19 protein-coding genes are annotated in these 22763 nt (G+C 49.3%); 10 read left to right on the top strand and 9 right to left on the bottom strand.

What is annotated here, in order from left to right; all coding sequences use genetic code 11:
• Window positions 1-81 precede the first annotated feature (81 nt).
• The 4 genes from EKM73_RS04930 to EKM73_RS04915 all read right to left on the bottom strand — a co-directional run bounded on the left by EKM73_RS04930 (window position 82) and on the right by EKM73_RS04915 (window position 5075).
• Window positions 82-2397, bottom strand: a complete 2316-nt coding sequence (locus tag EKM73_RS04930; RefSeq protein ID WP_125700874.1) for a bifunctional glycosyltransferase family 2 protein/CDP-glycerol:glycerophosphate glycerophosphotransferase — start codon at window positions 2395-2397, stop codon at window positions 82-84.
• A gap of 9 nt (window positions 2398-2406) precedes the next feature.
• On the bottom strand, window positions 2407-3339 hold the full coding sequence (locus tag EKM73_RS04925) for a hypothetical protein (protein WP_125700873.1): 933 nt from the start codon (window positions 3337-3339) through the stop codon (window positions 2407-2409).
• 351 nt (window positions 3340-3690) lie between these two features.
• Entirely contained in the window at window positions 3691-4248 is a 558-nt protein-coding gene (locus tag EKM73_RS04920) for a hypothetical protein (RefSeq protein ID WP_125700872.1), read from the bottom strand.
• Between the two features lie 464 nt (window positions 4249-4712).
• Window positions 4713-5075 (bottom strand): winged helix-turn-helix transcriptional regulator, encoded by a 363-nt coding sequence (locus tag EKM73_RS04915; RefSeq protein ID WP_125700871.1) that lies wholly within the window; start codon window positions 5073-5075, stop codon window positions 4713-4715.
• Window positions 5076-5198: 123 nt separating this feature from the next.
• Here EKM73_RS04915 and EKM73_RS04910 point away from each other — a divergent pair, with 123 nt between their 5' ends.
• Window positions 5199-6404 carry an MFS transporter gene (locus tag EKM73_RS04910; RefSeq protein ID WP_125700870.1) on the top strand — a complete coding sequence of 402 codons (1206 nt, stop codon included), beginning with the start codon at window positions 5199-5201 and terminating at the stop codon, window positions 6402-6404.
• Window positions 6405-6922: 518 nt separating this feature from the next.
• Window positions 6923-9076, top strand: a complete 2154-nt coding sequence (locus EKM73_RS04905) for an L-type lectin family protein (RefSeq protein WP_125700869.1) — start codon at window positions 6923-6925, stop codon at window positions 9074-9076.
• A 24-nt stretch (window positions 9077-9100) separates the two neighbouring features.
• On the opposite strand, the gene EKM73_RS04900 is transcribed toward EKM73_RS04905, so the two are convergent.
• From EKM73_RS04900 to EKM73_RS04890, 3 genes are all read right to left on the bottom strand, one after another.
• Window positions 9101-9760, bottom strand: coding sequence for a TetR/AcrR family transcriptional regulator (locus tag EKM73_RS04900; RefSeq protein WP_125700868.1), 660 nt, complete (start codon window positions 9758-9760; stop codon window positions 9101-9103).
• 263 nt (window positions 9761-10023) lie between these two features.
• Complete coding sequence (locus EKM73_RS04895) at window positions 10024-10290, bottom strand: hypothetical protein (RefSeq protein ID WP_125700867.1); 267 nt, start codon at window positions 10288-10290, stop codon at window positions 10024-10026.
• Window positions 10291-10518: 228 nt separating this feature from the next.
• The gene (locus tag EKM73_RS04890) at window positions 10519-11469 is read right to left on the bottom strand and encodes an aldo/keto reductase (protein WP_125700866.1); all 951 of its coding nucleotides are present in this window, start codon (window positions 11467-11469) and stop codon (window positions 10519-10521) included.
• 306 nt (window positions 11470-11775) lie between these two features.
• Here EKM73_RS04890 and EKM73_RS04885 point away from each other — a divergent pair, with 306 nt between their 5' ends.
• From EKM73_RS04885 to EKM73_RS04850, 7 genes are all read left to right on the top strand, one after another.
• Window positions 11776-12534: an ABC transporter ATP-binding protein gene (locus tag EKM73_RS04885; RefSeq protein ID WP_125700865.1), complete on the top strand. Its 759-nt coding sequence runs from the start codon at window positions 11776-11778 to the stop codon at window positions 12532-12534.
• 13 nt (window positions 12535-12547) lie between these two features.
• A complete protein-coding gene (locus EKM73_RS04880; RefSeq protein ID WP_125700864.1) occupies window positions 12548-14368 on the top strand; it encodes an FtsX-like permease family protein in 1821 nt (606 codons plus the stop codon).
• A 38-nt stretch (window positions 14369-14406) separates the two neighbouring features.
• Window positions 14407-14787, top strand: coding sequence for a GntR family transcriptional regulator (locus EKM73_RS04875; protein ID WP_125700863.1), 381 nt, complete (start codon window positions 14407-14409; stop codon window positions 14785-14787).
• A 560-nt stretch (window positions 14788-15347) separates the two neighbouring features.
• A complete protein-coding gene (locus EKM73_RS04870; RefSeq protein WP_125700862.1) occupies window positions 15348-15752 on the top strand; it encodes an iron-sulfur cluster biosynthesis family protein in 405 nt (134 codons plus the stop codon).
• 244 nt (window positions 15753-15996) lie between these two features.
• Window positions 15997-17331 carry an Ig-like domain-containing protein gene (locus tag EKM73_RS04865; RefSeq protein WP_125700861.1) on the top strand — a complete coding sequence of 445 codons (1335 nt, stop codon included), beginning with the start codon at window positions 15997-15999 and terminating at the stop codon, window positions 17329-17331.
• 418 nt (window positions 17332-17749) lie between these two features.
• Complete coding sequence (locus tag EKM73_RS04855; protein ID WP_125700860.1) at window positions 17750-19543, top strand: heavy metal translocating P-type ATPase; 1794 nt, start codon at window positions 17750-17752, stop codon at window positions 19541-19543.
• Window positions 19544-19716: 173 nt separating this feature from the next.
• Window positions 19717-21252 carry a multicopper oxidase family protein gene (locus EKM73_RS04850; protein ID WP_125700859.1) on the top strand — a complete coding sequence of 512 codons (1536 nt, stop codon included), beginning with the start codon at window positions 19717-19719 and terminating at the stop codon, window positions 21250-21252.
• Window positions 21253-21549: 297 nt separating this feature from the next.
• Here the strand turns inward: EKM73_RS04850 and EKM73_RS04845 are convergent, their stop codons facing one another.
• Window positions 21550-21729, bottom strand: coding sequence for a hypothetical protein (locus EKM73_RS04845; protein ID WP_125700858.1), 180 nt, complete (start codon window positions 21727-21729; stop codon window positions 21550-21552).
• Window positions 21719-22057: an ArsR/SmtB family transcription factor gene (locus EKM73_RS04840; protein ID WP_125700857.1), complete on the bottom strand. Its 339-nt coding sequence runs from the start codon at window positions 22055-22057 to the stop codon at window positions 21719-21721. The genes EKM73_RS04845 and EKM73_RS04840 overlap by 11 nt, the downstream gene beginning before the upstream one ends.
• A gap of 69 nt (window positions 22058-22126) precedes the next feature.
• On the opposite strand from EKM73_RS04840, the gene EKM73_RS04835 reads away from it, so the two are divergent.
• On the top strand, window positions 22127-22732 hold the full coding sequence (locus EKM73_RS04835; protein WP_125700856.1) for a cadmium resistance transporter: 606 nt from the start codon (window positions 22127-22129) through the stop codon (window positions 22730-22732).
• The last annotated feature ends 31 nt before the right edge of the window (window positions 22733-22763 follow it).

The following is a 22763-nucleotide window of genomic DNA, read 5'->3' as shown; positions in this document are numbered from 1 at the left end:
CAATTAATGAATTGAATAGATCACAAAAGCTCCCATGCTGGTAACGTCACCGGCATGGGAGCTTTTGAAAGTACTGAAAGTTTATTTTAAGTAGTCTTGATCGAAGAAGGCGTCAACCACACGCTGGGTGGCGTGACCATCTTCCCAGGCGTTGAATCGCTGACTGAAGGTCTTGTAAGCCGCCGCGTAGTCGCGGGTGACCTGCGGCAAATTATGAAGCGCCGCTAAGACGTCATCATTGGTCTTCAACAGAGGGCCCGGTAAATCCTTTTCCATATCGAGGTAGAAGCCACGCAAGACGCTCCCGTACTTTTCGTAATCGTAAACGAAGTAGAGAATTGGGCGCTTCAGAATGGCGTAGTCGAAGAATACACTAGAATAGTCGGTGATCAGAACGTCTGAAATCAGGTAGAGTTCAGCGATGTCATCGTAGCTGGATTCGTTGTACACGAAGTCACCAAAGCCAGTCGTATCCAAGTGTTCCGTAATGAAGTAGTGGGTTCGTAAGACCAACACATACTCATCGCCCAGTTCACGACGCAGACGGTTGATGTCGAGTTTCAAGGTGAACTTGTAATCACCGACACCGTAGTAATCACCGTCACGCCAAGTTGGTGCGTAGAGAATAATCTTCTTGTCTTGCGGAATGCCTAATTGTTCCTTGATCTGACGTGCCCGAGCATCACGGTCGGGTGCACTCAGAATATCGTTGCGTGGATAGCCAGACTTTAGCATCTTTTCAACGGGATACATGAAGGCGTGTTCGAAGACATCCACAGAGAATTGGTTGGCTGTGACCAAATAGTCCCATTGACGAGACTGTTGGAAGAAGATCTGCTTGTAGAGCGGATTGGCACTGGCCACATTATCCATATCGAAGACTAAGTGTTTCAGGGGTGTCCCGTGCCAAGTTGCTAAGAATTTGGTTCCCGGCCGTTTGACGAACCACTTGGGTTGACGCATGTTGATGACTTGGAACTTAGCAGTAGCTAAATAATACATATACCGCCAGCCAAATCGTTTTACCACGATTGTGTTGGGCCGGTTAGCTGGCATGCCAGTTACGCCGGGGTTGGAAATCCAGACGTGTTTGAACTGACCGGGATAGTTAGCCTGCAGGTAGTTGTAGACGGCCTTGGGGCTATCCGAGAAGTTACGACCCAGGAAGGATTCGTAGAGAATCGTCTTGGGCTTGATTCGGAGCTTGGTGAACCACCACATGTAGGAAAGGCGCGTGACACCGCGTCCACGATGCTTGATGACACGGCCAAGTTGACGTAGGCGCACGATTCGATTGATGGCGTGATGTGGATAGACCGGTTGCCGTCGAATCCGATTAAGGATGTGGCGGCTCAACATGGAAATTTCGCCGAGGGCTTCCTCATCGACTAATTGTAAGAAGTTGTGAAGTTGCGTCATTAGTTGGGGCACATTAGTGATTGTTGGGTCATCAGCGGTCGCATCGGTAGCTAAGGCCATGTATAAGAATCGGTGAATTCGATTCAAACAATAGCGACTGAAGGCCAGGTGGAGATCTGCGTTATTGATGGCAACCAAACTAGTGTGCCAAGCGGCAAGCCGTTGATGCCAGCGATCCGCCGCCTCAAGTTGGTGGACGGACGGCTGGTTGATCGGGTCGTTGTGTTTTACCCGGATGTAGGTCGGATCGGCCAAACGAAGGTAGCTGTTAGTCCGTGCCATGACTTGGGTCAAGAAAGTATAGTCCGGATAAAGTGCGTTGGTTGTATCGAATGTCAACTGGTTATCCTGAATCAAGTGCCGGTCGATGACCTTGCCCGTGATCTTTAGTTGCCGGTTGAATTGCGCCCACCGATCTTCTCCGGTGCAGCGAACGTACTTGTGTTGTAGCCAGTTGACGGCGGTCGGTGCTACCTGCATATCCGTCGAGAGCTGGCTGAGCATTGCTTCGCTCAAATTAACGGCGCGGTTCTTGAGTTGGCGCCGCTTCGGACCACCCCATTTAGGGAGGCTGTCCGCAAGGGGCGTCTGTTCTTGACTGGCCATAAAGGACGTATGGGGTTCGTACGTGGGATATTGATAGAGGTCAGCCAGCGTATCAGCTGGAAGTGGTTGGATAGCGGTAATTTCAGCTAAGGCGTTAGTCGTTAGGTAGTCATCACTATCGACAAAGACCAACCAGTCCCCGGTTGCGGTAGCCATGGCGGCATTACGCGCAGCACCGAGGGTCGTGCCTTCAAAGCTAACTTGATGTACGGTGAAAGGTAATTGCCAATCGGGTGCGGTTAAATCGAGCGGAGCGTTTAAGGCAATGACCCATTCAAAGTCATATGTGGTCTGATTGCTTAAATTATCGCGGAGTTCTAGCAGTTGGGATAATTCTGCCGGTTGGCAGGGGGTGATTATGCTAAATTTCATGAGGGCCTCCTAGTAGAACAACTGATGTGCCAGACGAGGCGACACCAATTGTAACAGTCCAAGGCGAGACCAACGATGGGTAGGCCCAGTGATCAGTTGTTTGATACGTATCATTAAGGTTGTGTGTGCCTGCTTGGATAGTTGTTTGCGACCGGCCACTGTCAATAAGAAATTGAGTTGACGTTGTACGTAGGCCATGTAAGCAGGTTGCCACATAACATCTAGTTGCGTGGCATCAATCTGTGTGAGTTCATCGAGCCAAGCGGTGGGTGTTACCTCTGCCCACATGGCTCGTTGAATCGTGGGTACGTGAAGACGAACGATGTCTGTGCCTTGGCGGAGGACAGCAAAGGCCTGTGCTGTCGATGTCAACGGTAAAGCTGGCGTTAACCGTTCAGTTGGCAATAAAATACCAGTTGGCCGGATACGTTGCGTCATCTGCCGGATATTTTGCAGATTTGTTTGGACGCTGTAGCTTTGTAGACTCCACAACGTGAGTAAGCGTTCGTCAGGATCATCAATTGTGGTCGTGGCGAGTTGACGATAGGTCTGTTGCAGACCGGACTCCTGATGATCGGCAACGTATGCCATGATTTGAGTGTCTAAGTCTTCTGACAAGTCAAAGGCCGCCAGACTAATTGGACTGCCGGTATGCTTAGCCATGACTTGCGCCCACTGATGAAGGGCCCCCGGAAGAACATGGTCGGTTTCTCTTAAATTAATGAGATAGTTGTGTGGTACTAATGCGGTCTGTGAGTTATTGACGGTTAGGCCCCAGACAGTAGTTTGGTGCTGTTGTTTGGGCGTGAGAGTCTGGTCCGCTGGTAATTGCAAATTAAAAGAAGCGTCCGCAAAATGTTGACTGGTCAACTCCCCGACGAGTGTGCTTAAGCACGCCCAGTCTAGCTGGTTTTGCGGCACGATATTAACGAATACGTGCATTGTTTTTCCCTTCTCCGATGAAGTATGTAGCTAATTATGAAAATGTGATAGTGCTATGACGTCACTATTATACAGAGTTTGTCAGGTCAAAGCACCAACTATTTTGAAACGGATTAAAATCTTAATAAAGCCATCGGTTTAGGGGGTAACTTTCAGAATTGGAAAATAAGAGAATTGTGACTTTAAGTGAGCTTTTCAGTGAGATAAGTGCGAAAACGGCCCACCGTAACAAGTGTTTTAAGTTATTACGGTAGGCCGCTGGTCTCATAGAAAGTGGCTGATTATTTTTTTGATAAGGGACGGTGGGTGATCAGGTCTGTAATCACACTCGTAAACCCGGGTTGTGACGCACTATCCGACCGTAAAGCCAGCGCCGTGACCGCCGAAATTGGTAAATTTACCATTATGTTCGTGGATGCCCCAGAGAATGTAAGTCCGGTTACCGACTTGTTTAACTTTTTCCTTCATGAATGAGACATAGCTACCGTCAACGTATGAATTGTAAACGATACTTGCAGATTGCTTTTGACCTTTCAGTTTTCTTAACTTAGTTGTGTATTTTTTATGTAGTTTGTTGATTTTACGGGTCAGCGCCTTAGCCTGTTTTGCGGAATAGACGGTGCCTTTTTCTTGAGCAATCGTTTTCTTCAAATGCTTGAGGAGCTTGATTTTATGCTGGAGTACATCCTTCCAGGCAATGGAAAGCCCCTTAGAATTTAGGGTTGCGGCTTTGAGCTCTTTCTGATTCTTCTTCATAAAGACTTTTCTTTCAGTGCGGAGTTCCTGCTTGCTGGGAGCTTTGGAGGCAAAGGTATTGGTCACCGGTAAAATCAATGTGGCGGCCAGGACGATAACCGTCAGGAATAAGCCAATGATGTGTCGGTTGTTGCCAATTCTTCGTTGTTTCATGAAATTCTCCTTTCACTTGTCTGGACGGGAAGGGTATCAGGTAAATAGCAGATTGGCGAAAACGATGATTTTACCCAATCTTTATCAGGATTATAATATGTAGATAAATATACTAATATAAACGGACTGCTAAACTGCACGGACTTTCACTAAGATATCTTGTTAAGGGTGTTGGACTAGCTAAACCATAGCATTCACTGGGCCCCCTGACAAGCATTATCTTCGTGTAAAAAAGTCCGAGACCACAGGATTGGCGAGTGGTCTAATTGGGCTTAGTAGACCCAATATAGGCAATGTGATGGCAATTAAAATTGGTCTGACTTTACATATAATTATCTTTGTTCGCTGACGAGGCTACTTACCATGATTGGCGGTTCACTTTTAGAAAATCTGATCTAAAAAAAGCCGGCACCCCTTGAATATAATTAGGGGGTACTGGCTATTGAGCGATTGCTGATCAAAGGCTAGACGCCATCACGACTGAGGAGGGTAATCTCCTCGCCATTATTTTGCCGGCGGTCGATATTATCCTCGCCCCAGACGCACAACTCGTGAAGAATTCCTGACAATGACTGACCGTAATCAGTTAGGCTGTAGTCGACGCGTGGCGGCACCTGCTGATAGACGTGGCGAGAAACGATATTGGCAGCTTCCAATTCGCGGAGTTGCTGGGTCAGCATCTTCTGAGAAATTTGCGGAATGGCGCGGGCAAGCTCACCGGTCCGCATGGTTTGATGACGGAGATGGCAGAGAATGATTGATTTCCATTTGCCACCGATGATCTCCATTGTGGCTTCGACGCCAATATGATACGTTTTTGTGGGCATGAAATGGCCTCCTGACTGATGGTTACTTTTTGGTGGGTAGGGCACTTTAAAGTGGGTTCTTGTACTTGAGTTCCTAGCCAGTATAATCAATATTTATCGAGTTCGCAATTCAAGGAGGTCATTATGACAAAAAAACTTTCACCAACTTTTACTTTACTCGCACTGGCCGTTAGTGCCTTTGCAATCGGGTCAACTGAATTCATTAGCGTGGGGCTGATTCCCCTTTTGATCCAAAGCTTCCATGTGAGCCTGGCCCAGGCCGGGTTGACGGTCTCGGTCTACGCCTTGGGTATCATGGTCGGTGCGCCCGTCATGACGTTATTGACCGGGCAGATCAACCGGCACACGCTGATGGTGGTCATCATGTTGCTATTTATTTCGGGCAACTTGGTCGCTACCTTCGCCCCGACCTTCGTCATTCTTTTGGCCGGGCGGGTCATTGCCGCTCTAGCCCATGGTATCTTCATGACGGTGGCGTCCGTGATCGCCGCTGATGTGGTGGCCCCTTCCAAACGGGCATCCGCAATTGCCGTTATGTTTACGGGACTGACGGTTGCCACGGTTACCGGAGTACCGCTGGGAACAATGATCGGTCAGTTAGGCGGTTGGCGCTGGTCGTTTATCTTCATTAGTGTCATTGGCGTCATCGGTCTGATTGCCGACTACGTTCTGGTTCCTCGGAATTTACCACTGCCGAGCAAAGCCACGGCTCGTGGAATCTTACGCGTCTTGAGAAATCCCCAACTCTTAGTGGCCTTGCTGGTTACAGCATTGGGTTATGGCGGCACCTTTGTGGCTTACACCTACCTGTCTCCATTATTAGAGCAACAGATGGGCTGGTCTAGTAGTGCTGTCGTGGTTATTCTGGTCGTTTACGGTTTGATGGTTGCCGTTGGGAATACGCTGGGTGGCCGCTGGGCCAACGCCAAGCCACTAGCAGCTTTGTTGAAAATGTTTATCGGTCTCTTTGCGACACTGTTGGTCTTGACGGTGACGGCAAATAGCCAGTGGTTAGGCCTACTGACGGTTTTAGTGATGGGCTTCTTCGCCTTCATGAACGTTCCTGGGCTACAGTTGTACATCGTGCAACTGGCAGAAAAGTATACGCCAGCTGACATTACGATGGCCTCAGCCTTAAATATCTCGGCCTTTAACGTTGGAATTGCGTTAGGTTCAGGCATCGGTGGTCAGGTAACGAGTCGCTTTGGTTTGGGCTGGACGCCGCTGTTTGGCGCGCTGATGGTTGCGCTGAGTATTGCGTTAACGATCGGCTTGATCCGGCTAGCACGGCCATCCAAGGTCCTGATCAATAAATTCAATCATAATTAGACAAATGACACGGCAGGGAAGTAGAACTCGCTGCCGTTTTATTTTGTCGTGTAGCGTAATCGCTAACACAAGGATTGTAATATCTAAATACTGATATCAAGGGATTTCAGCACCATTGACGGTGGATTTCCAGTATACTTTAGACTAATGGAAGAGAGTTGGCATGGTCACGGCGGCCCAAAGCTTAGGCTAGATTAACTGGTATTAGTGCGTATAATCATGCAATTTGACGTGTGGAGCTAGCATGTCGTTAGATTGGTACTGGTACAAGCCGCTAGTCACGCTAGTAAACCATTGTGGGAAAAATGAAAATAGTCAATTTTAACCGGCCATCCTTCGAAAAATAGGCCACCCCAAACAGCAGGGAAAGCCTATCAATTCAGCATTTTAAGTTGCGCACAATTATGTTTCACACAATTCTTTATGAAAACAACTTAATTTTGCGGCCAAATGGCCATTTCTCCTGTATACTCCCTAAGCGAGTGTTAATTCGATAGAGATTACAGGGAGGAATACACATGCGCCGATTATTAATCATTATTATAACATGCCTGGGAGTTGGCTTGCTAAGTGAACGGCAGGCCCAGGCTGCCGGAGTCGCCTTAGATGAGGATATGCAAGCCGCCATCAAGACGGCACCAAACGGCATGACATTGTCGTCACTATTTAGTACCAAGTCAAATGCCCAACTGGTAGATGGGACGTTTACCAAGGAATCAATCGCCCAAATTACCAACGATAATATTGACTCACGAACAAATGAGGTGGGTGCGTTCTGGTCACAGCAATTGGGTAAAACCAAGGCTAAGGTCAATTTGACGCACGATACGAGCTGGTCGTTTTGGCTCTACTTTGGGAATAAGCAGGCCAAGCAGAGTTCTGGGATGGCCTTTGTCTTACAAAACGATATGCATGCCACTGATGCGATTGCCACGGGTGGAAAAGGTCAATCTTTAGGGGTCTGGGCTAGTGATACGAATTCTGGGGCCTCAGCGTCAGGCTTATCCCAAATAGCTATTCAACATAGCTGGGCCCTGGAGTTTGATACCACGGTCAATAAGACACCTAGTCCGGGGGCTGGAAATTACTACGATGCGGATGGTATTCCGAGTCAGGGGCCACACATTGCCAGTGGTTATCCAGCAGATGCGTCCATGTATAAGCAATATGGTCAGCGAAACAAACATTATTTTTCTTTGAAACATCAACAGCCTAAGGTGATGACGAATCCTGCCGATGGTCAATGGCGCCACGTCACGCTTGATTGGAAAGTGCAGAGTAATCAGATGACCTATGCCTTCAATGATCAGGACCCCAAAACACGGCAACCAATGACGCCGGAAGTTCAGGATACCATCACGATTGATCGTAAAAAGCTTTCAGCCGATGGGCGAACACTGGCCAATGAAGTTTCCTGGGGAATTACCGGGTCCACTGGTAAGTTCAACAGTGCCAATCAGCTTGTCGTTCTGGATCAAACGCCCCGTCAGATAAAATTCTCAAAGTTGGCGGAAACAAATATCATGCAAAATATGGCAGTTAAACGCAAGATTAAAGAAGGGGACACGGTCTTCCCTGGTGAAACGTTGCGCTATGTCCTGCACGCAACGGCGGAACATCCGACACAATTAGGAACATTGACGACGGCCACGGCACTATTGCCAGCAATATCCACGGTTAAACGCATTCGAGGACACTTCACGAATGATGGGATGCATGCCCTCTATTCGCTAAATAGTCAAGAGCTAGTAGCCGATCGCGTAGATACGCGGTTTGCAAGTCGTGCATTTTCTGCAGCGACCCCTGCGCTAGCATTTTGGTTGAAGACGGAAATCCAACCGGTGGATCATGACGTTTATGTGCCACCACGTAAAGTTATTTTTTCCGGAGTGGATCATTATGTCGAGGTGGAATCGGCGGGATATACGGTTAAACGGAAGCTCAATTTGAAACTGGAGAGCTTAGATGACGGGGCGCTGAGCGTTGAAAAGGGGGAAGATGCGACAGTCCATGCTCGACTTTCCAACGATGGCAAAGATATCAATGACGACATCATAGCAGATACCAAGGTTCAAATCGACGTCGGTGGCCTGACTTTTAACCTGAATCAGCTCAAGGGATCTTGGGAAGGCACATCCGGAAAATTTCAGTTCAAGGTACCTAGTCGATTATTGAAACCGGGTAAGAACAATGTTTCGATCCAAGCATCGAACCGCAAGGATGAAGCTCAACCCTTAAAAATCGCGGTTAACCAACGTTCAGGGGACTTGGCGTTCGACACCATGCCCTGCAACTGCAATTTTAAGGGTGAGCTGAACGGGAAGCATCAGATGATTGGTCGAGACAAGGACTGGCAGTTACGCGTGCGTGATGGCCGAGGCGCTGGGAGTTCGTGGAAGCTTCAGCTGAATGTTAGTAAGAAGTTCACGACCACGGATGGTCGTGAATTGAGTGGAGACGTGGTCTATCGTAATGGGAAGGCCCGCCAAAAGCTGACTATTGGGGACAAGCCGACAGTGATTGAGGAACAAACGACTAAGGAAGACGATGAATGTACTGACGTCGCCCAAAAATGGAAAGATAACGATGGTGTTTTGATTGAAGTCAATGGAGACGCCGTTGCCGGTGATTACAGCGGTGAACTGCTGTGGCAATTGACGGATGCACCATAACAAAAACAAGTCTAGACAGTGCGTCTAGGCTTGTTCTGGTTGTAAGACCTTTTCGAGTTCGGCTACGAGATACTTGGCTTCGTCGTCGTCATTCCAGTCTCGGTTGGGAAATAACACATAACGATCGAGAATGTAGCCGGCAACGACGGATGCAATGTAGCGAAAAATCATGGTAAATGGCCAGTCGATAATCAAGTTGTGTTTTTGTAACTTGGTCACCGTACCCTCAAAGGACACGATGAATTGCTTACGCGCAACGTCGATGAATTCCTGACGAAGATCCTCGTTGTAGAGCAACTCACTGAAGAAGACCTTGATGGCATCCTGATTGGCCTCGGCGAATTCCATGCGATTCTGGACAAAGATAATCAGAAAGTCGTGAAGGTTCGTGAAGGGTTTGCTCAGTGTATCCTTCTTTAACTCAGCGGCAACGTCCGGAATAATTTGGAAGATGACGGGTTCCAAGGCGACCCGGAGAATGTTAGCCTTGGACTTGAAATGCTTGAACATGGTGCCCTCAGATTGGTGGGCGGCAACTGCAATTTGGTGGGTACTGGTATTGGCGTACCCCTGCTTGGCAAAGAGCTGGATGCTGGCAATCAGCACGTCTTTTTGCTTCTGCGTGAGTTCCTTCGTCGCTTGAATAGTGGCGGGAAACTGATCCAATATTTTATTAACAGACATGGCACGACCACCTTTTTATAGTTGAAATTTACTGATACGCCAGTGCGGCCATCAGTAGGGTTATTTAATTTTGGAAGGTTCTTCTTAATCTTACCAGCTTCCTTAGTAAATACCAATTAAGGTGCTAGAGCAGACTAGGTGGTTTCCACACCAGCCAGAATTTTCAGCAGCTGAAAGTGGAAAACGTTAAAACTTTGAGAGTCAGTAAAAATCGGAGATGCTCGCAGTCATCCCCGATTTTTAAGTAATAGGCTTTGTTTAAATTAATGTGCCTGAGCGGCAGTCTTCTTGTAAGCAAAGTAGAATTGTGTGATTGCCAGGATAACGTTAATCCAGTTAACCGCAGTGAACCAACCTGTCAGACCAGCAACGCCAGCAGCACCGTAGAATACCCAGAAGCCGGCAATAATAGCAACCACGTTGATCCAGCCAAACCACTTCATCAATTCCCGGTTTGTCGTCGCCGTGCAGGTCCAAATTCCGTTGATAACTAACCAAATAGCAAGAATCCAAAATGTTGTGGTAAACATGATAAAATCCCCTTTCTAGTTATCGAGCGAGTAATCACTCGCCCTTGATTACAACTACAGTTTAACACCGTTTAAAAAAAGTACAACCCCTTTAGTAAAAAAGTTTATGGTGAATTTGGAACCGTTTTCCAAACCGCTTGGTGGGCCAGTCTTTGCCGACTTGCGGGTAAATAAAAAAACGTTCAGAAAATTTCCTGAACGTTTCGTGAGCCATTAATTGTTGTGATTTTAAGGTAAATCGTTCCCGGCAGCCAGGTAGATATCGTACCATTCCTGCTTAGTCAGGGTAACGTCGGCACCTGCCGCACTATCCTTGATATGTGTTGGGTTCATCGTCCCTAACAGCACTTGAATGTTAGCCGGGTGACGAAGAATCCAAGCCACGGCAATCCCGTTCTTGGAGACGCCGTACTTGTCGGCCAACTTCTGCAGAACTTTGTTTAATTCAGCATATTTCGGATCGTCGATGAACATCCCCGCAAACAGGCCGTATTGGAATGGCGACCAAGCTTGAATGGTGATGTGATTCCGCCGGGCAAACTCAATCATCCCAAAGTCGTTGAGTGTTGGGACATCGCCCATGTTGACGTGCAGGCCTTCAGTAATCATCCCGGCATGTGCCGCGCTGAATTGAAGTTGGTTGAACATCAGCTTTTGGTCAACGGCGTCTTGAACCAACAAGTATTGTTGCACATTGAAGTTAGAAACGCCAAAGTGGCGAACTTTACCCTCACGTTGTAGCGTATTGAAGGCATCGGCAATTTCGTCCGGTTCCATCAGTGGGTCTGGCCGGTGAAGAAGAAAGGCATCCAAGTAGTCGACCCCCATGCGGGAAAGAATCCCATCAACGGAGTCAATCAGGTGTTGTTTGCCGTAATCGTAGCGTTGGCCAAAGACCAGATCGTCGTGACTCCGGTTAGGGTCGAGCACGATGCCCCCCTTAGATTGGATGTAGAAGTCATCTCGTGAAAGGCCGGAAGCTTTGAGGGCTTCGCCAAAGACTCTTTCGGAATTGCCGTTGACGTAAATATCAGCGGAATCGATGTAATTAATGCCGGCTTCGTGCGCTGCTTGCAGGGATTTGACGGCGTCATCCTTACTCAGAACGCCCATCCGCATAATTCCTAAAGCGACGGCGGAGGCTTGCCAGTTACTGCCACCTAGTTGCAGTTGTTTCATCAGAAAAACTCCTTTGTTTTCAGATTTGGAACTTACATGCTTAATTGTACAACGAAAGTGGGGAAAGGTCGCGTGAGAAGTTTGGTGCGTTAGGCATATTCAGAAAGGTATTACTGACAAAATTTTCTGGGCTTTTCTGTTGCTTGCAATGTCAGGTCTGTCCCAGTCCTACCGGTAAACTAGCGACGTTAACTCTGGGACCGCTCTTCAATCAAATAAAATTAAGGATTGACAATTTTTAACTAACCGTTATAGTTAATTACACAAGTAACTAACCAATAGACTAAAGAGTGGGGGATTTTTAAAATGACAACAAATACTGTGGTTAACGTCCACAATCTAGAAAAGACTTACGGCAAGGCTAACGAACGCCAATACAAGGCATTGAAGGGGCTCGACTTCACGGTGGCAGCCGGTGAATTTGTTGGGATCATGGGGGCTTCTGGTTCGGGGAAGACGACGTTGTTGAACATGCTGTCAACGCTTGACGTGCCAACTAAGGGGGATGTCGTGGTCAACGGCCACGATGTCACGAAGATGCGGGGCAACCAACTCGCTGATTTTCGAGCGCAGGAAGTTGGTTTCATTTTCCAAGACTTCAATCTGTTAGAAAGTCTGACGGCCGAAGAAAATATCGGTCTGCCACTGGCCTTGAAGGGCACGTCATCTCGGGTGATGGATCAAGCGATTCATGAAGTTGCCGAGACCTTGTCGATTGCCGACCTCTTACAAAAATATCCTTCAGAATTATCTGGGGGCCAAAAGCAACGGGTCGCTGCCGCACGGGCCATCGTGCACCATCCATCAATCCTGATGGGGGACGAACCCACTGGGGCGTTGGACTCCACGAGTGCTCGGGAGTTACTCGACTTGTTGACGACGATTAATCAGAAGCAGCACATGTCCGTGTTGCTGGTGACCCACGATCCGTTCTCCGCTAGTTTCTGCCAACGCATCCTATTTATCAAGGATGGGCAGATTGGGTCCGAAATCAAGCGCGGCGAACAAGACCGGAGTGCCTTTTACCAGCAGATCTTAAATGAGCTGGGGACGTTTAACGAGTAGGGGGAAGTCAATAATGTTAGGAAAATTAGCACTGGCCGGAATCAAGAACCGGCGGCGAGACTATCTCGTCTTACTAGCGGGACTGACCATGTCGGCCGCCATCTTCTACATGTTTGCCAACCTGGCGACTAATCGGGCTTTTCTGAAGACCAATGCAGTGGTCAGCCAGGCCAGTCTGATCTTTGGCTTTGGGGCAATCCTGTTGATTCTGATCACCATCGTCTACATCATGTATGCCAATAGTTTCCTATTGAGTATGCGGCAGCACGACTACGGACTCTTCATGATGCTTGGGGCCACGCGGAAGCGTATCGGGGAACTGGTCTTCCTGGAAACGCTGATTCTCGGGGCCATCGCGACCGCCATCGGCATTGTGTTAGGGTTACTGCTGAGCCAGTTTTTAGTTGGCTTCTTGCTGGATATGTTGGGTCTACACCTCGCACATCTATCCGCGTTCTACCTGCCAGCCATTATTGCGACGGCGGTGCTCTACGTGGGCCTCTTCATCCTGGCCTCACTGTTTAATATGGTACGGTTAACGCGGACCACCGTGTTGAAATTACTTCACACTGACGAACAAGCCAACCAACCTAGAGTTCATCTCTTCCGGCAGATGGTCGCTGCAGTCCTGGGCGTGGCCTTCCTGGGGATCGGGTACTGGGCCCTGGCCGCTATCAAAACGTTACAGATGGCGGCAATTCCACTTGCCCTGGTCACCATTACGATTGGGACTTATCTGTTGTTCCGAGCGACCTTACTGGTTATTATTCAGGGATTGCGTCACACCAAGTGGGCTAAGCGCCATTTAAATGGCTTTCTCTTAGGCCAACTGAATTTCCGGGTCTACAACTACACGCGGATGTTAACCATTGTTTCGTTGCTATTTGCGATGGCCTTGGGCGCTATCACGGTAGGGTCCGGCTATCACCGACAGTTGCCACTGATGGCTAATTCTATTGGGACGTATACTGTAGCCATTCACGACAAGAATGCGCAGGAACAAAAGCTGATCGACCAGTTGAACGTTAAGCACCAAGCAACGTATACGCAGAAGCGCCAAGGAAAAGTCGTTTACTACAACGCCGCGGAGTTGCAACAACAACCCTTCGAGCTCAGCAAGAGTGGCCAATTGACCAAGAGTTTGAAACATCCGAAGTTCTACACGGAGTCGCTGGCTAAGTTCAAGAAGAGTGGTGTTCAGGACTTTGATTTCCAAAGTTTAGCTGTCCGTAAAGATATGGGCTTCTATACACCAAAGATTCTCAACGCCAAGCAATTTGCAAAGCAACCCGGGACCACGATGACTGTGACAACGGTGCGGGTCAAGGACCTCGTACAGGATCAAAAGGTTCTGAAGCGACTGAATCGGATGGAAGTGAAACGGTTTGCGCTGCCTGAACAGATCACGGTCGGTAACTATCAGAGCTATGAGATGATGAGCGGTATCTTTGGCGGCCTGGAATTCATGGGTTACTTCCTGGGGATCGCCTTCCTGGCAATGTTGGCTTCCTGCCTGATGTTCAAGATCCTCTCCGGTGCTCCTGGCGATAAGCAACGTTACCGGATGCTGTATAAGGTTGGGGTCCGTCAGAGCCTGATGCGCCGCGGGATTGCGAAAGAAATTGGGATTTTATTCCTGATTCCTGGTATCATGGGAGTAATCGATGTTCTGTTTGGTCTGCAAATGTTTAAGCCAATCATGGCCAGTCCGATGAGTCCTTACCTGGGAATCGGCAGTATCTTTGCCATCTTCATCGGTCTGTACGCCATTTACTATGCGATTACGTTGACCCTTTATTGGCGAATCGTGTTACCGAAGGCACCAACGAACTAGTCGACAGAACGAGTTCACAAAGAATGTGGGAAATGACAATGAAATTTAATTTCGATAGTCCGGAACCAATCTATCTGCAGGTGGCCGAACAGGTTGAAGAAGCCATCTTCACCGGAATCTATCGGGCGGGCGAACAGGTCCCGTCCACGACGGAAATGTCCAAAGAATTTCATATTAATCCAGCAACGGTGCTGAAGGGCATCAATCGGCTAGTTGCCGCGGGAATCATCGAAAAACGCCGGGGCGTGGGGATGTTCGTGACAGCTACGGCCGAGACGACGATTCGGGAGAAACGCCGCGCGGAGTTCTATGACCGCTATGTCAGTCGCTTCACCAGCGAAGCCAAGAAGCTCAATCTGTCAGAGGATGAGCTAATTGCACTGATCAAACGCGGGTATGAGGCTGATCTGAACGACTAGTCTAATTTGCTGAAAGAGCCAGATGACAGGCACATCACGGGTGAGTGGTGGGCTTTTCATCTGGCTTTCGTGTGTCGCTAGACGCTTGAGGATGAATAGCGCCTTCGGCTGTCAGGGATTCCGCCTATTAATGAAACAGGGGGGGCTTAGGGACAGAATATGTGATTATCTGTCTAGGGTTTAGGTTGGTAGGTTCCAGTGGGAAACATTTAAATTGGAATGATCAAGTTTAGCCGAAGGAGGCCAGAGGTGGAGCCAGCCGTGGAGGTGGTGTTAACTGGTGCATTTGCCAGTTTACAGCACGGGCAATCTTGAAGACCCGTGGTTTTCGTGGCTTCAAGTTGAGTCGGAAGCCCGGTTCCCAGGCTGGAGCGTCCCCACAGCAGGCGGAACCTCTGGCAGCCGTAGTGCGGGAATTCTTGCTAGTCATATAACGACTCATGCAGTGGGGTCATCAAAGCCAACCTAAGTCGAATTGATTTACAAATTAACCAAATCAAGTTATAGTTAATTGTGCACAATTGATTGGATGATGGTTCGCAAGAAAGAGGGAAATAATCATGGAAATCACGATTAAAGACGCAGCGAAAGCATACCTAGCCGAGAACGTTCAACTGGGAAGCACCGTGCTGCTGACCACGGATGACGGCTCCAACCGATACTCAACGGTGGGAGGAACCTGTGCTATCGGCGATAAGTTTCAACTGGTTGCCCTGACGACTGACGATCCCGATTATCCCATTACGGTAGCCAACAACGCAGGTTGGACGTTGAAGACGAACGCCGATACCGAATTGTATTTGAGTAACGGCTTGATCTTAGACCGCGTCTTCAACCAACTTTCATTGCGTGACGACAGTGGCATCTTGGACAGCGCGGTTGGGTTAATTACCTACACGGCTGAAGAGAAATCAAAATTAGATTTAAAGAAAGAAATGCAAACGCTGGGCACGCGCATCTGCTAGGCGTTGGTAGGCTACGAGTCGATGAGACTGGTGGCCCTTTTTTATGGCATTTTGAGTTGGCGGTCACAGCAGAGAGGAAATAGAGAAGGCTCAGATGACCGGATTCGGCGGCACTATCATTGACGATTTTCCAAAGACCAGGAAGTTCTCCCCTCAATTTGGGTAACCTGTCCCGCAGCTATTGCCAAGCGGTTGCACGGGCGCGTATACTTTGGTTATCTAAAAGTTTCGGGAGGAGATATTTTTGAAGATAAATAGTAAATCTTGGCGATTGCTGATTGGATTCTTTAGTTTAGTGTTCTTATTAGTTGTCAGCCAAGTGGCGACACCGGCCAAAGCTGCAACCAACCATAATGGTGCAGACTTTACCACCTCAGCCAGTGTCACTAACGGACCGGATTTCAAGCATGCAGATACGATTGATGTGCAATACAATTTGGACTTTGGTGACATGCCGCTTAAGAGTGGCGATACCATCACGCTTGATTTTCCGGAGAACTTGAAGGGGAAGACTCCCGGTGATACTTTCAAAGTGTTCGATGACGATGGTACAGTGATCGGTGAGGCTGTCATATCCGACAAGGGCGTCGTCATCACTATGAACGATGCGTTGGAGGGTAAAACCAACAGCAAGTTGACCTTGAACATGATGACTAAGTACCGCTACGAAGATTCTGGCGAGAAGGATGTTGTTTTCCCACTCGAAAACAATGGCAGTAGCACTTCTCAAATCAACATTGTTGAAAACGACGCCAATCTTTCTAAGAAGGGGACGCTACAGGATGATGGCACAATCAAATGGACGATCTTAGTCGATCGGCGTGAAATTGAGCTGAAAAACTTGGACATTACCGATACAATCGGTGCTAATCAGGAATTGATTCATGGCATGACCGTAAGTAATGGGTACTGGGAAAACACCACGACCTATAAGCGTGAAAAGCCAGCAATGACTGAAGGAACCGACTACAACGTTACATACAACAAAGATGGATTTGACCTATCCTTTAACGACACCGTCAGCAATCTGGTGGTTATCGATTACTACACTAAGGTAACCGACCCATCGTTGATTGATTCTGGGTATAAATTTAGAAACAACGCTGTCATGACTTGGGGTGGGGGCACCTCAGGGGGTAAGAATTCCGAAGAAGCAAATGGGAAAGTTTCATCTTCTAATGGGAACAGTGGTTCCGGTGGTGGTGACACCCACGAGACTGAAGAACCTGGCGTCGATCCTGATGTCGACACCGGTACTGGGACGACCGATACCGATGGTGGCACGGAAACCGATGAAGAAGAAGCTGAACGCGAAGAGAAAGAAAACGAGCAAGCCGCTAAGAAGGAAGCTGCCAAAAAGGCTGCTAAGAAGCGAGCTGCCAAAGCCGCTGCCGCTAAAGCTGCGGCTGCGCGGGCTGCTGTTGCTAAAGCAACCGCAACCGAAAATCCTGGCACCACGAAGACCACAAACACGAAGTTACCTCAGACCGATGATCAAGGAAACTTATCCGGCGTGCTCGGTGGCGTTCTGGTACTGACTACGTTAGGTGCAGGCGTGATTGTTCGCCGTCACTTCTAATTACTCAGTGTAAAAAAATGTCGCCTGCGGTTGCCAGAAACTTCGCCTGCTATGGGGAACGCCTTCAGCCGAAGAACGGGCTTCCAGCTCGGTTTGAAACCTCACCACAAATCAGTGAGTTTCCAAACGCGTCCCACGGTGTAAGACCGGGGAGAACCAATCGCCCGGACTAACACCGTCGTCACAGCTGGCTACATTTCTGGCCTCCTCCGGCTGAACTATCTTTTACTTATGAGTATTTAGTGAGTTCCGTTTTTGCTTTGACCGATGTTAAGATTTATTTTTATAGCTGATTCATTAGAGAGTCCGGCCGTGGTCGGGCTCTCTTTGTTTGGTCAAATTTCAGTCCGTATGTGGTAAAAGTCACAAGCTTTGGTATACTCGAGGTAACAATTACGATTTAAGGGGAGGGACCATGATGCAACAATTACGGCAATATCGCCAATTCTGGTTCGTCATCATCTTAGGAGTCATCGCACTCTGGCTTCAATTTGTTAATCATCAGGCAATGTGGGCGCAGATTCTGGTTACCGGGCTGGGCCTCCTGCTTGCCATCATTATGTTCGTTGAAATGGTGCGGACATTGCGTTCGGGAAAGTTCGGCGTGGACCTGTTGGCTATTACGGCCGTGCTGGCCACGCTGGCAGTGGGTGAGTATTGGGCGGCATTGATCGTCTTGCTGATGCTGACCGGGGGCGATGCGCTGGAAGACTTTGCGGCCAGTCGCGCCAACAGTGAGCTACAAGAGCTGTTAAACAATTCACCACAGACCGCGCACCGAGCCAATGGTGAGCAGTTGACCGATATCGCCGTGAGTCTGGTTGAAGTTGGGGATAAGCTGCTGGTCAAGCCTGGTGAAGTCATGCCCGTCGATGGGACGTTAACGACCGGCCCTACCACGGTCAACGAAGCTTCATTGACTGGTGAAGCACGACCAATTGAAAAACAGGCCGGTGATACCGTCATGTCTGGAAGCATCAACGGTGAGGCGTCGGTCTATCTACAAGCCGACCAGACTGCTGACAACAGTCAGTACCAGAACATTGTTCGCCTGGTCCAACAGGCCGAGGCGCAACCCGCGAAGTTTGTCCGGATGGCCGACCGGTACGCGGTGCCATTTACCCTGTTGGCCTACGTCATCGCTGGGCTAGCTTGGTTCTTCTCCGGCGATCCCGTCAGGTTAGCGGAAGTGCTGGTCGTCGCGTCACCCTGTCCGTTGATCCTGGCGGCACCGATTGCCCTGATTTCGGGGATGAGCCGGGCCAGTCGAAATGGGATCATCGTCAAGACGGGGACGACGCTGGAGAAGCTGGCACAGGTCAAGACGTTTGCGTTTGATAAAACCGGCACGATTACCCAGGGCCGACTGGTCGTGGATCGAGTCGTTCCCGTTACGGCGCTGCCCGCGGAGAAACTGCTCCAGTTGGCAGCCAGTACCGAACAACACTCGGGCCACGTACTAGCCCAATCGCTGGTTGCAGCCACGACAGAAGAGTTGCTACCCGCGACCGAGGTTAACGAGACCACAGCCCAGGGGGTAGCAGCGATAGTGGACGGCCAGGAGGTTCGCGTCGGTAAGAGTCGTTTCGTGACGGACGATACCGTGGAAAGATCCGACCAAACGGCAGTTTACGTCTCAATCGCCGGCATCTACCAAGGGTACGTCAGCTTCAATGACCGCGTGCGGCCGGAAGCCAGTCAAACGATGGCGGCGCTACGGACGGCTGGGGCGGAACACCTCCTGATGATCTCGGGGGACCGCCGGCCAATCGCTGAAACGATTGCCGGCGAGGTCGGCATCGACCAGGTTCATGCGGACTGTTTGCCCGCTGATAAGATTAAAGTTCTGGCGGATCTACCTGCCGAACAGCGGCCAGTGGCCATGGTGGGGGATGGCATCAATGATGCACCCTCACTGGCGACCGCGGATGTCGGGATTGCCATGGGGGCGCACGGTGCCACGGCGGCTAGTGAATCGGCGGATGCAGTGGTCTTGAAGGATGATCTGACCCGGGTCAGCACGGCACGCCAGATTGCCCACGATACCATGCGCGTGGCCAAACAGGCCGTGCTGATCGGAATTTTCATCTGTACCGGCTTGATGTTGATTGCCAGCTTCGGGGTGATTCCAGCCATCATTGGGGCCGTCTTCCAGGAAGTTGTGGACACGGTCACTATCCTCTATGCGCTCCGGGCACGGACAGATCGTTAGCGTTACTGACTTTAAATTTAGTTTTTACAAAGGTTGCCTGCGGGTGGCCTTTTAATTTTGGGGAAGTTTCTATGCGTGTGCGGCAATGGGGCGTTCATTTCCCCAAAAGGGGTGAATGCGTTATCATAGATTTGTACAGTGTTGCCAAATCAAATCGAAGAGGAGCCTGAAAGATGACAAAATCAATCCACACCGATTATTTCTTTGATGAACCGGCTTTTAACACGCATGACGGGGGTTACGTCCCGTTGGAGGAACCCGATACGCCGCAACAACCGCTACGGATTCCCCCACTTTTAAAGCCTGACAAGGAGACCGCCACGGATACCTATTACACGGTCGAGGCTCAAGCCGGGGAGACACAACTGTTGCCCGGTAAGAAGACCAAGACCTGGGGGTACAACGGGAGTCTGCTCGGTCAGACCATCATCTTCGCTAAGGGCAAGACGATGCATGTTGATCTAAAAAATAATTTACCTGAATTAACTACTTTCCACTGGCACGGACTGAACGTTCCCGGGCCATACACGGACGGTGGGTGTCACGCGCCAGTCTATCCTGGCAAGACGCGGCACATTGATTTTAAAGTCGACCAACCAGCTGCAACGTTGTGGTTGCATGCCCATCCGTGCCCATCAACGGCCGAACAAGTCTGGAAGGGCTTGGCCGGTTTGGCACTGGTCACCGATGAGCAAGAAGCCAAGTTGCCATTTCCAAGAAACTACGGGGTCGATGACATTCCGTTAGTCTTGCAAGACCGGCGCTTCCACGAAGATAACCAGTGGGATTACGACGCCGATTACGATCCAGATGGCGTCCAAGGGCCTACGGCGATGATCAACGGGACTATCAATCCTTACTTCGATGTCACCACGCAACGGTTGCGGTTACGTATCTTGGACGGGGCAAACCGGCGCGAGTGGCGGCTGCACTTCAGTAATGACCTGCCATTCACGCAAGTGGCTTCGGACGGTGGTGTGATGCCAGAACCCGTTGCATTTACCCACCTGATGTTAACCTGTGCGGAACGGGCTGAAATCATTGTGGACTTCGGCAAGGTCAAGCCGGGCGAAACGGTCACGTTGTATTCTGACGATGTTCCGTTGGTTCGGTTCCGCATCCACGCGTTCAAGCCAGATACAGCCACGTTACCCGACCACCTCGTCGATATTCCTGACCCAGAAGTCACACCGGACACGCCGATTCGCAAGGTTGTGATGTCCGGGATGGACGAGCAGGTCATGATCGACGGCAAGAAATTCGAAATGCAACGGATCGATGCCAAGCAAAAGGTTGGCAACGTCGAGCTCTGGGACGTGACTAACACTAACGACATGGGCAGCGGCATGGTCCACCCATTCCACATGCACGGGACACAATTCCTAGTGATCTCGCGGAATGGTAAAGCACCATACCCCAACGAACACGGCTTCAAGGACACAGTTGGCGTCAACCCGGGCGAAACGGTCCGCATCAAGGTCTGGTTCGAACACACCGGGGTCTACATGTACCACTGCCACATCATCGAACACGAGGACGGCGGCATGATGGCGCAAATCGAAGTCTACGACCCAGACCATCCACAAACCTATAAGCTAATGGACATGGATACCTTAATGAACGCGGTAGCCAAGGAGCGGGGGATAGATGTTAAAGACCTCCACCTCGCCGGGATGAGTTCGTATGAGAAGATGGGGATGAAGATGTAAGAGCGTGAAGAAGGGCGGTAGGTCCTGAGCATTAACGTCAATAAGTGCCCACTCGGTGGAACCGAGTCGGTGCTTATTGGGGTTAAGCGGAGGGACCTGCCCGACTGAACGCGTTTCAGAAGCCGCAAGTTTCCGAACATCAAGGCGAGAGCCAGACTAGCTCTCTAAACCAGTCCTTAAACCCAATACTAAATACAAAAACCGCAGATACCGTCTGGATAAATCCAAATGGTATCTGCGGTTTTATTATTGAAGAAAATTCCAAAATACTTATCAAGCAAACCCAATCAACCGTCTTCAATCATTCAAGTCCGCCCAAAGCTTCTCAAGGGAATCAAATGTCTCAAGCTGGTCAGTTTCGACCTCTGTTTTAGCAGCTAAAGCTTCATGACTAGACAGAAAGTCATCTACCAAGTTATTTTCAGACTCAGTCAAAGAGAAATCTTCAACTTGTCTACCGCGTCCCTCAATGTCCATGCGTCTTCCCCCGCAACACATGGTCCACGTGAGCCAAGGTTTCATTAACGATATCGAGAATGTGCGGGTCATCCAGGCGATAGAAATTTTGTTTACCTACACGGCGAACGGCTACCAACTGTTCCTTCTTTAACAGTGCCAGCTGGTGGGAGATTACTGATTGTTCCACCGTCAATAGCTCGCTGAGTTGACTAACGTTGAGTTCCTGCTGTTCCAGGAGATAGAGCAGTTGTAAGCGCGTGGGGTTACTGAGTAATTTAAAGATTAATTGTGAGGCTTGGACCATTCGTGGTTCAATCAAAGTGACTTTTTCCTCGGAATCCGGCATAAAAGGGTTGCTCCTTTCATATGTAGATGGTAACATATGTTATAGATAACATGCATAGGGGATGACAACATGTTAAAAACGATTCTAACGGGAGTCACGGCGTATATTTCCACCGGACTCGACTACTTAATTATTCTAATGGTAATCTTCGGCCGCGTAAAGCACCAAGATCGCTGGTTAGTGCTGGCTGGGGACTTTTTGGGAACAATCGTATTGGTCGGAAGCTCACTGATTGTGGCCTTTTTTCTGGGATTCGTGCCAGCACCGTGGTTACTGGGCCTGCTTGGGTTGATTCCGATTTATTTGGGAATTAAGTTGTGGATTAAAGGGGATGACGACGATACCGGGGAGATTGCGGCCAAGGTAGCGAAGCCACAGAGCCTTATTTGGAACGTGGCCTTAATTACGATGGCGACCTGTGGAGCCGATAACATTGGGATTTACGTGCCAATTTTCACCACGGTGGCACCGTCCTCAATTCCGCTGATTCTCCTGACGTTTGCGGTGATGGTCGTCCTGTTTTGGGAGATTGGGTATCGACTGGCCTGCCTCCCAAAAGTGGCGGAAGTTTTGGAGAAACAGGGACGCTACATTACGGTTGCCGTGTACCTATTGATTGGACTGTATATCCTGTGGGATAGCGGAACGATTCAGCATTTGGTGAAAATGATTTAAAAAAATAGTGGATCGTCAATCGCTGACGGTT

Origin of the sequence: Levilactobacillus fuyuanensis (genome assembly GCF_003946395.1) — a bacterium.
GTDB lineage: Bacteria > Bacillota > Bacilli > Lactobacillales > Lactobacillaceae > Levilactobacillus > Levilactobacillus fuyuanensis.
Note: the sequence above shows the minus strand (reverse complement) of the source record. Positions and strands in the feature narration are given on the sequence as shown.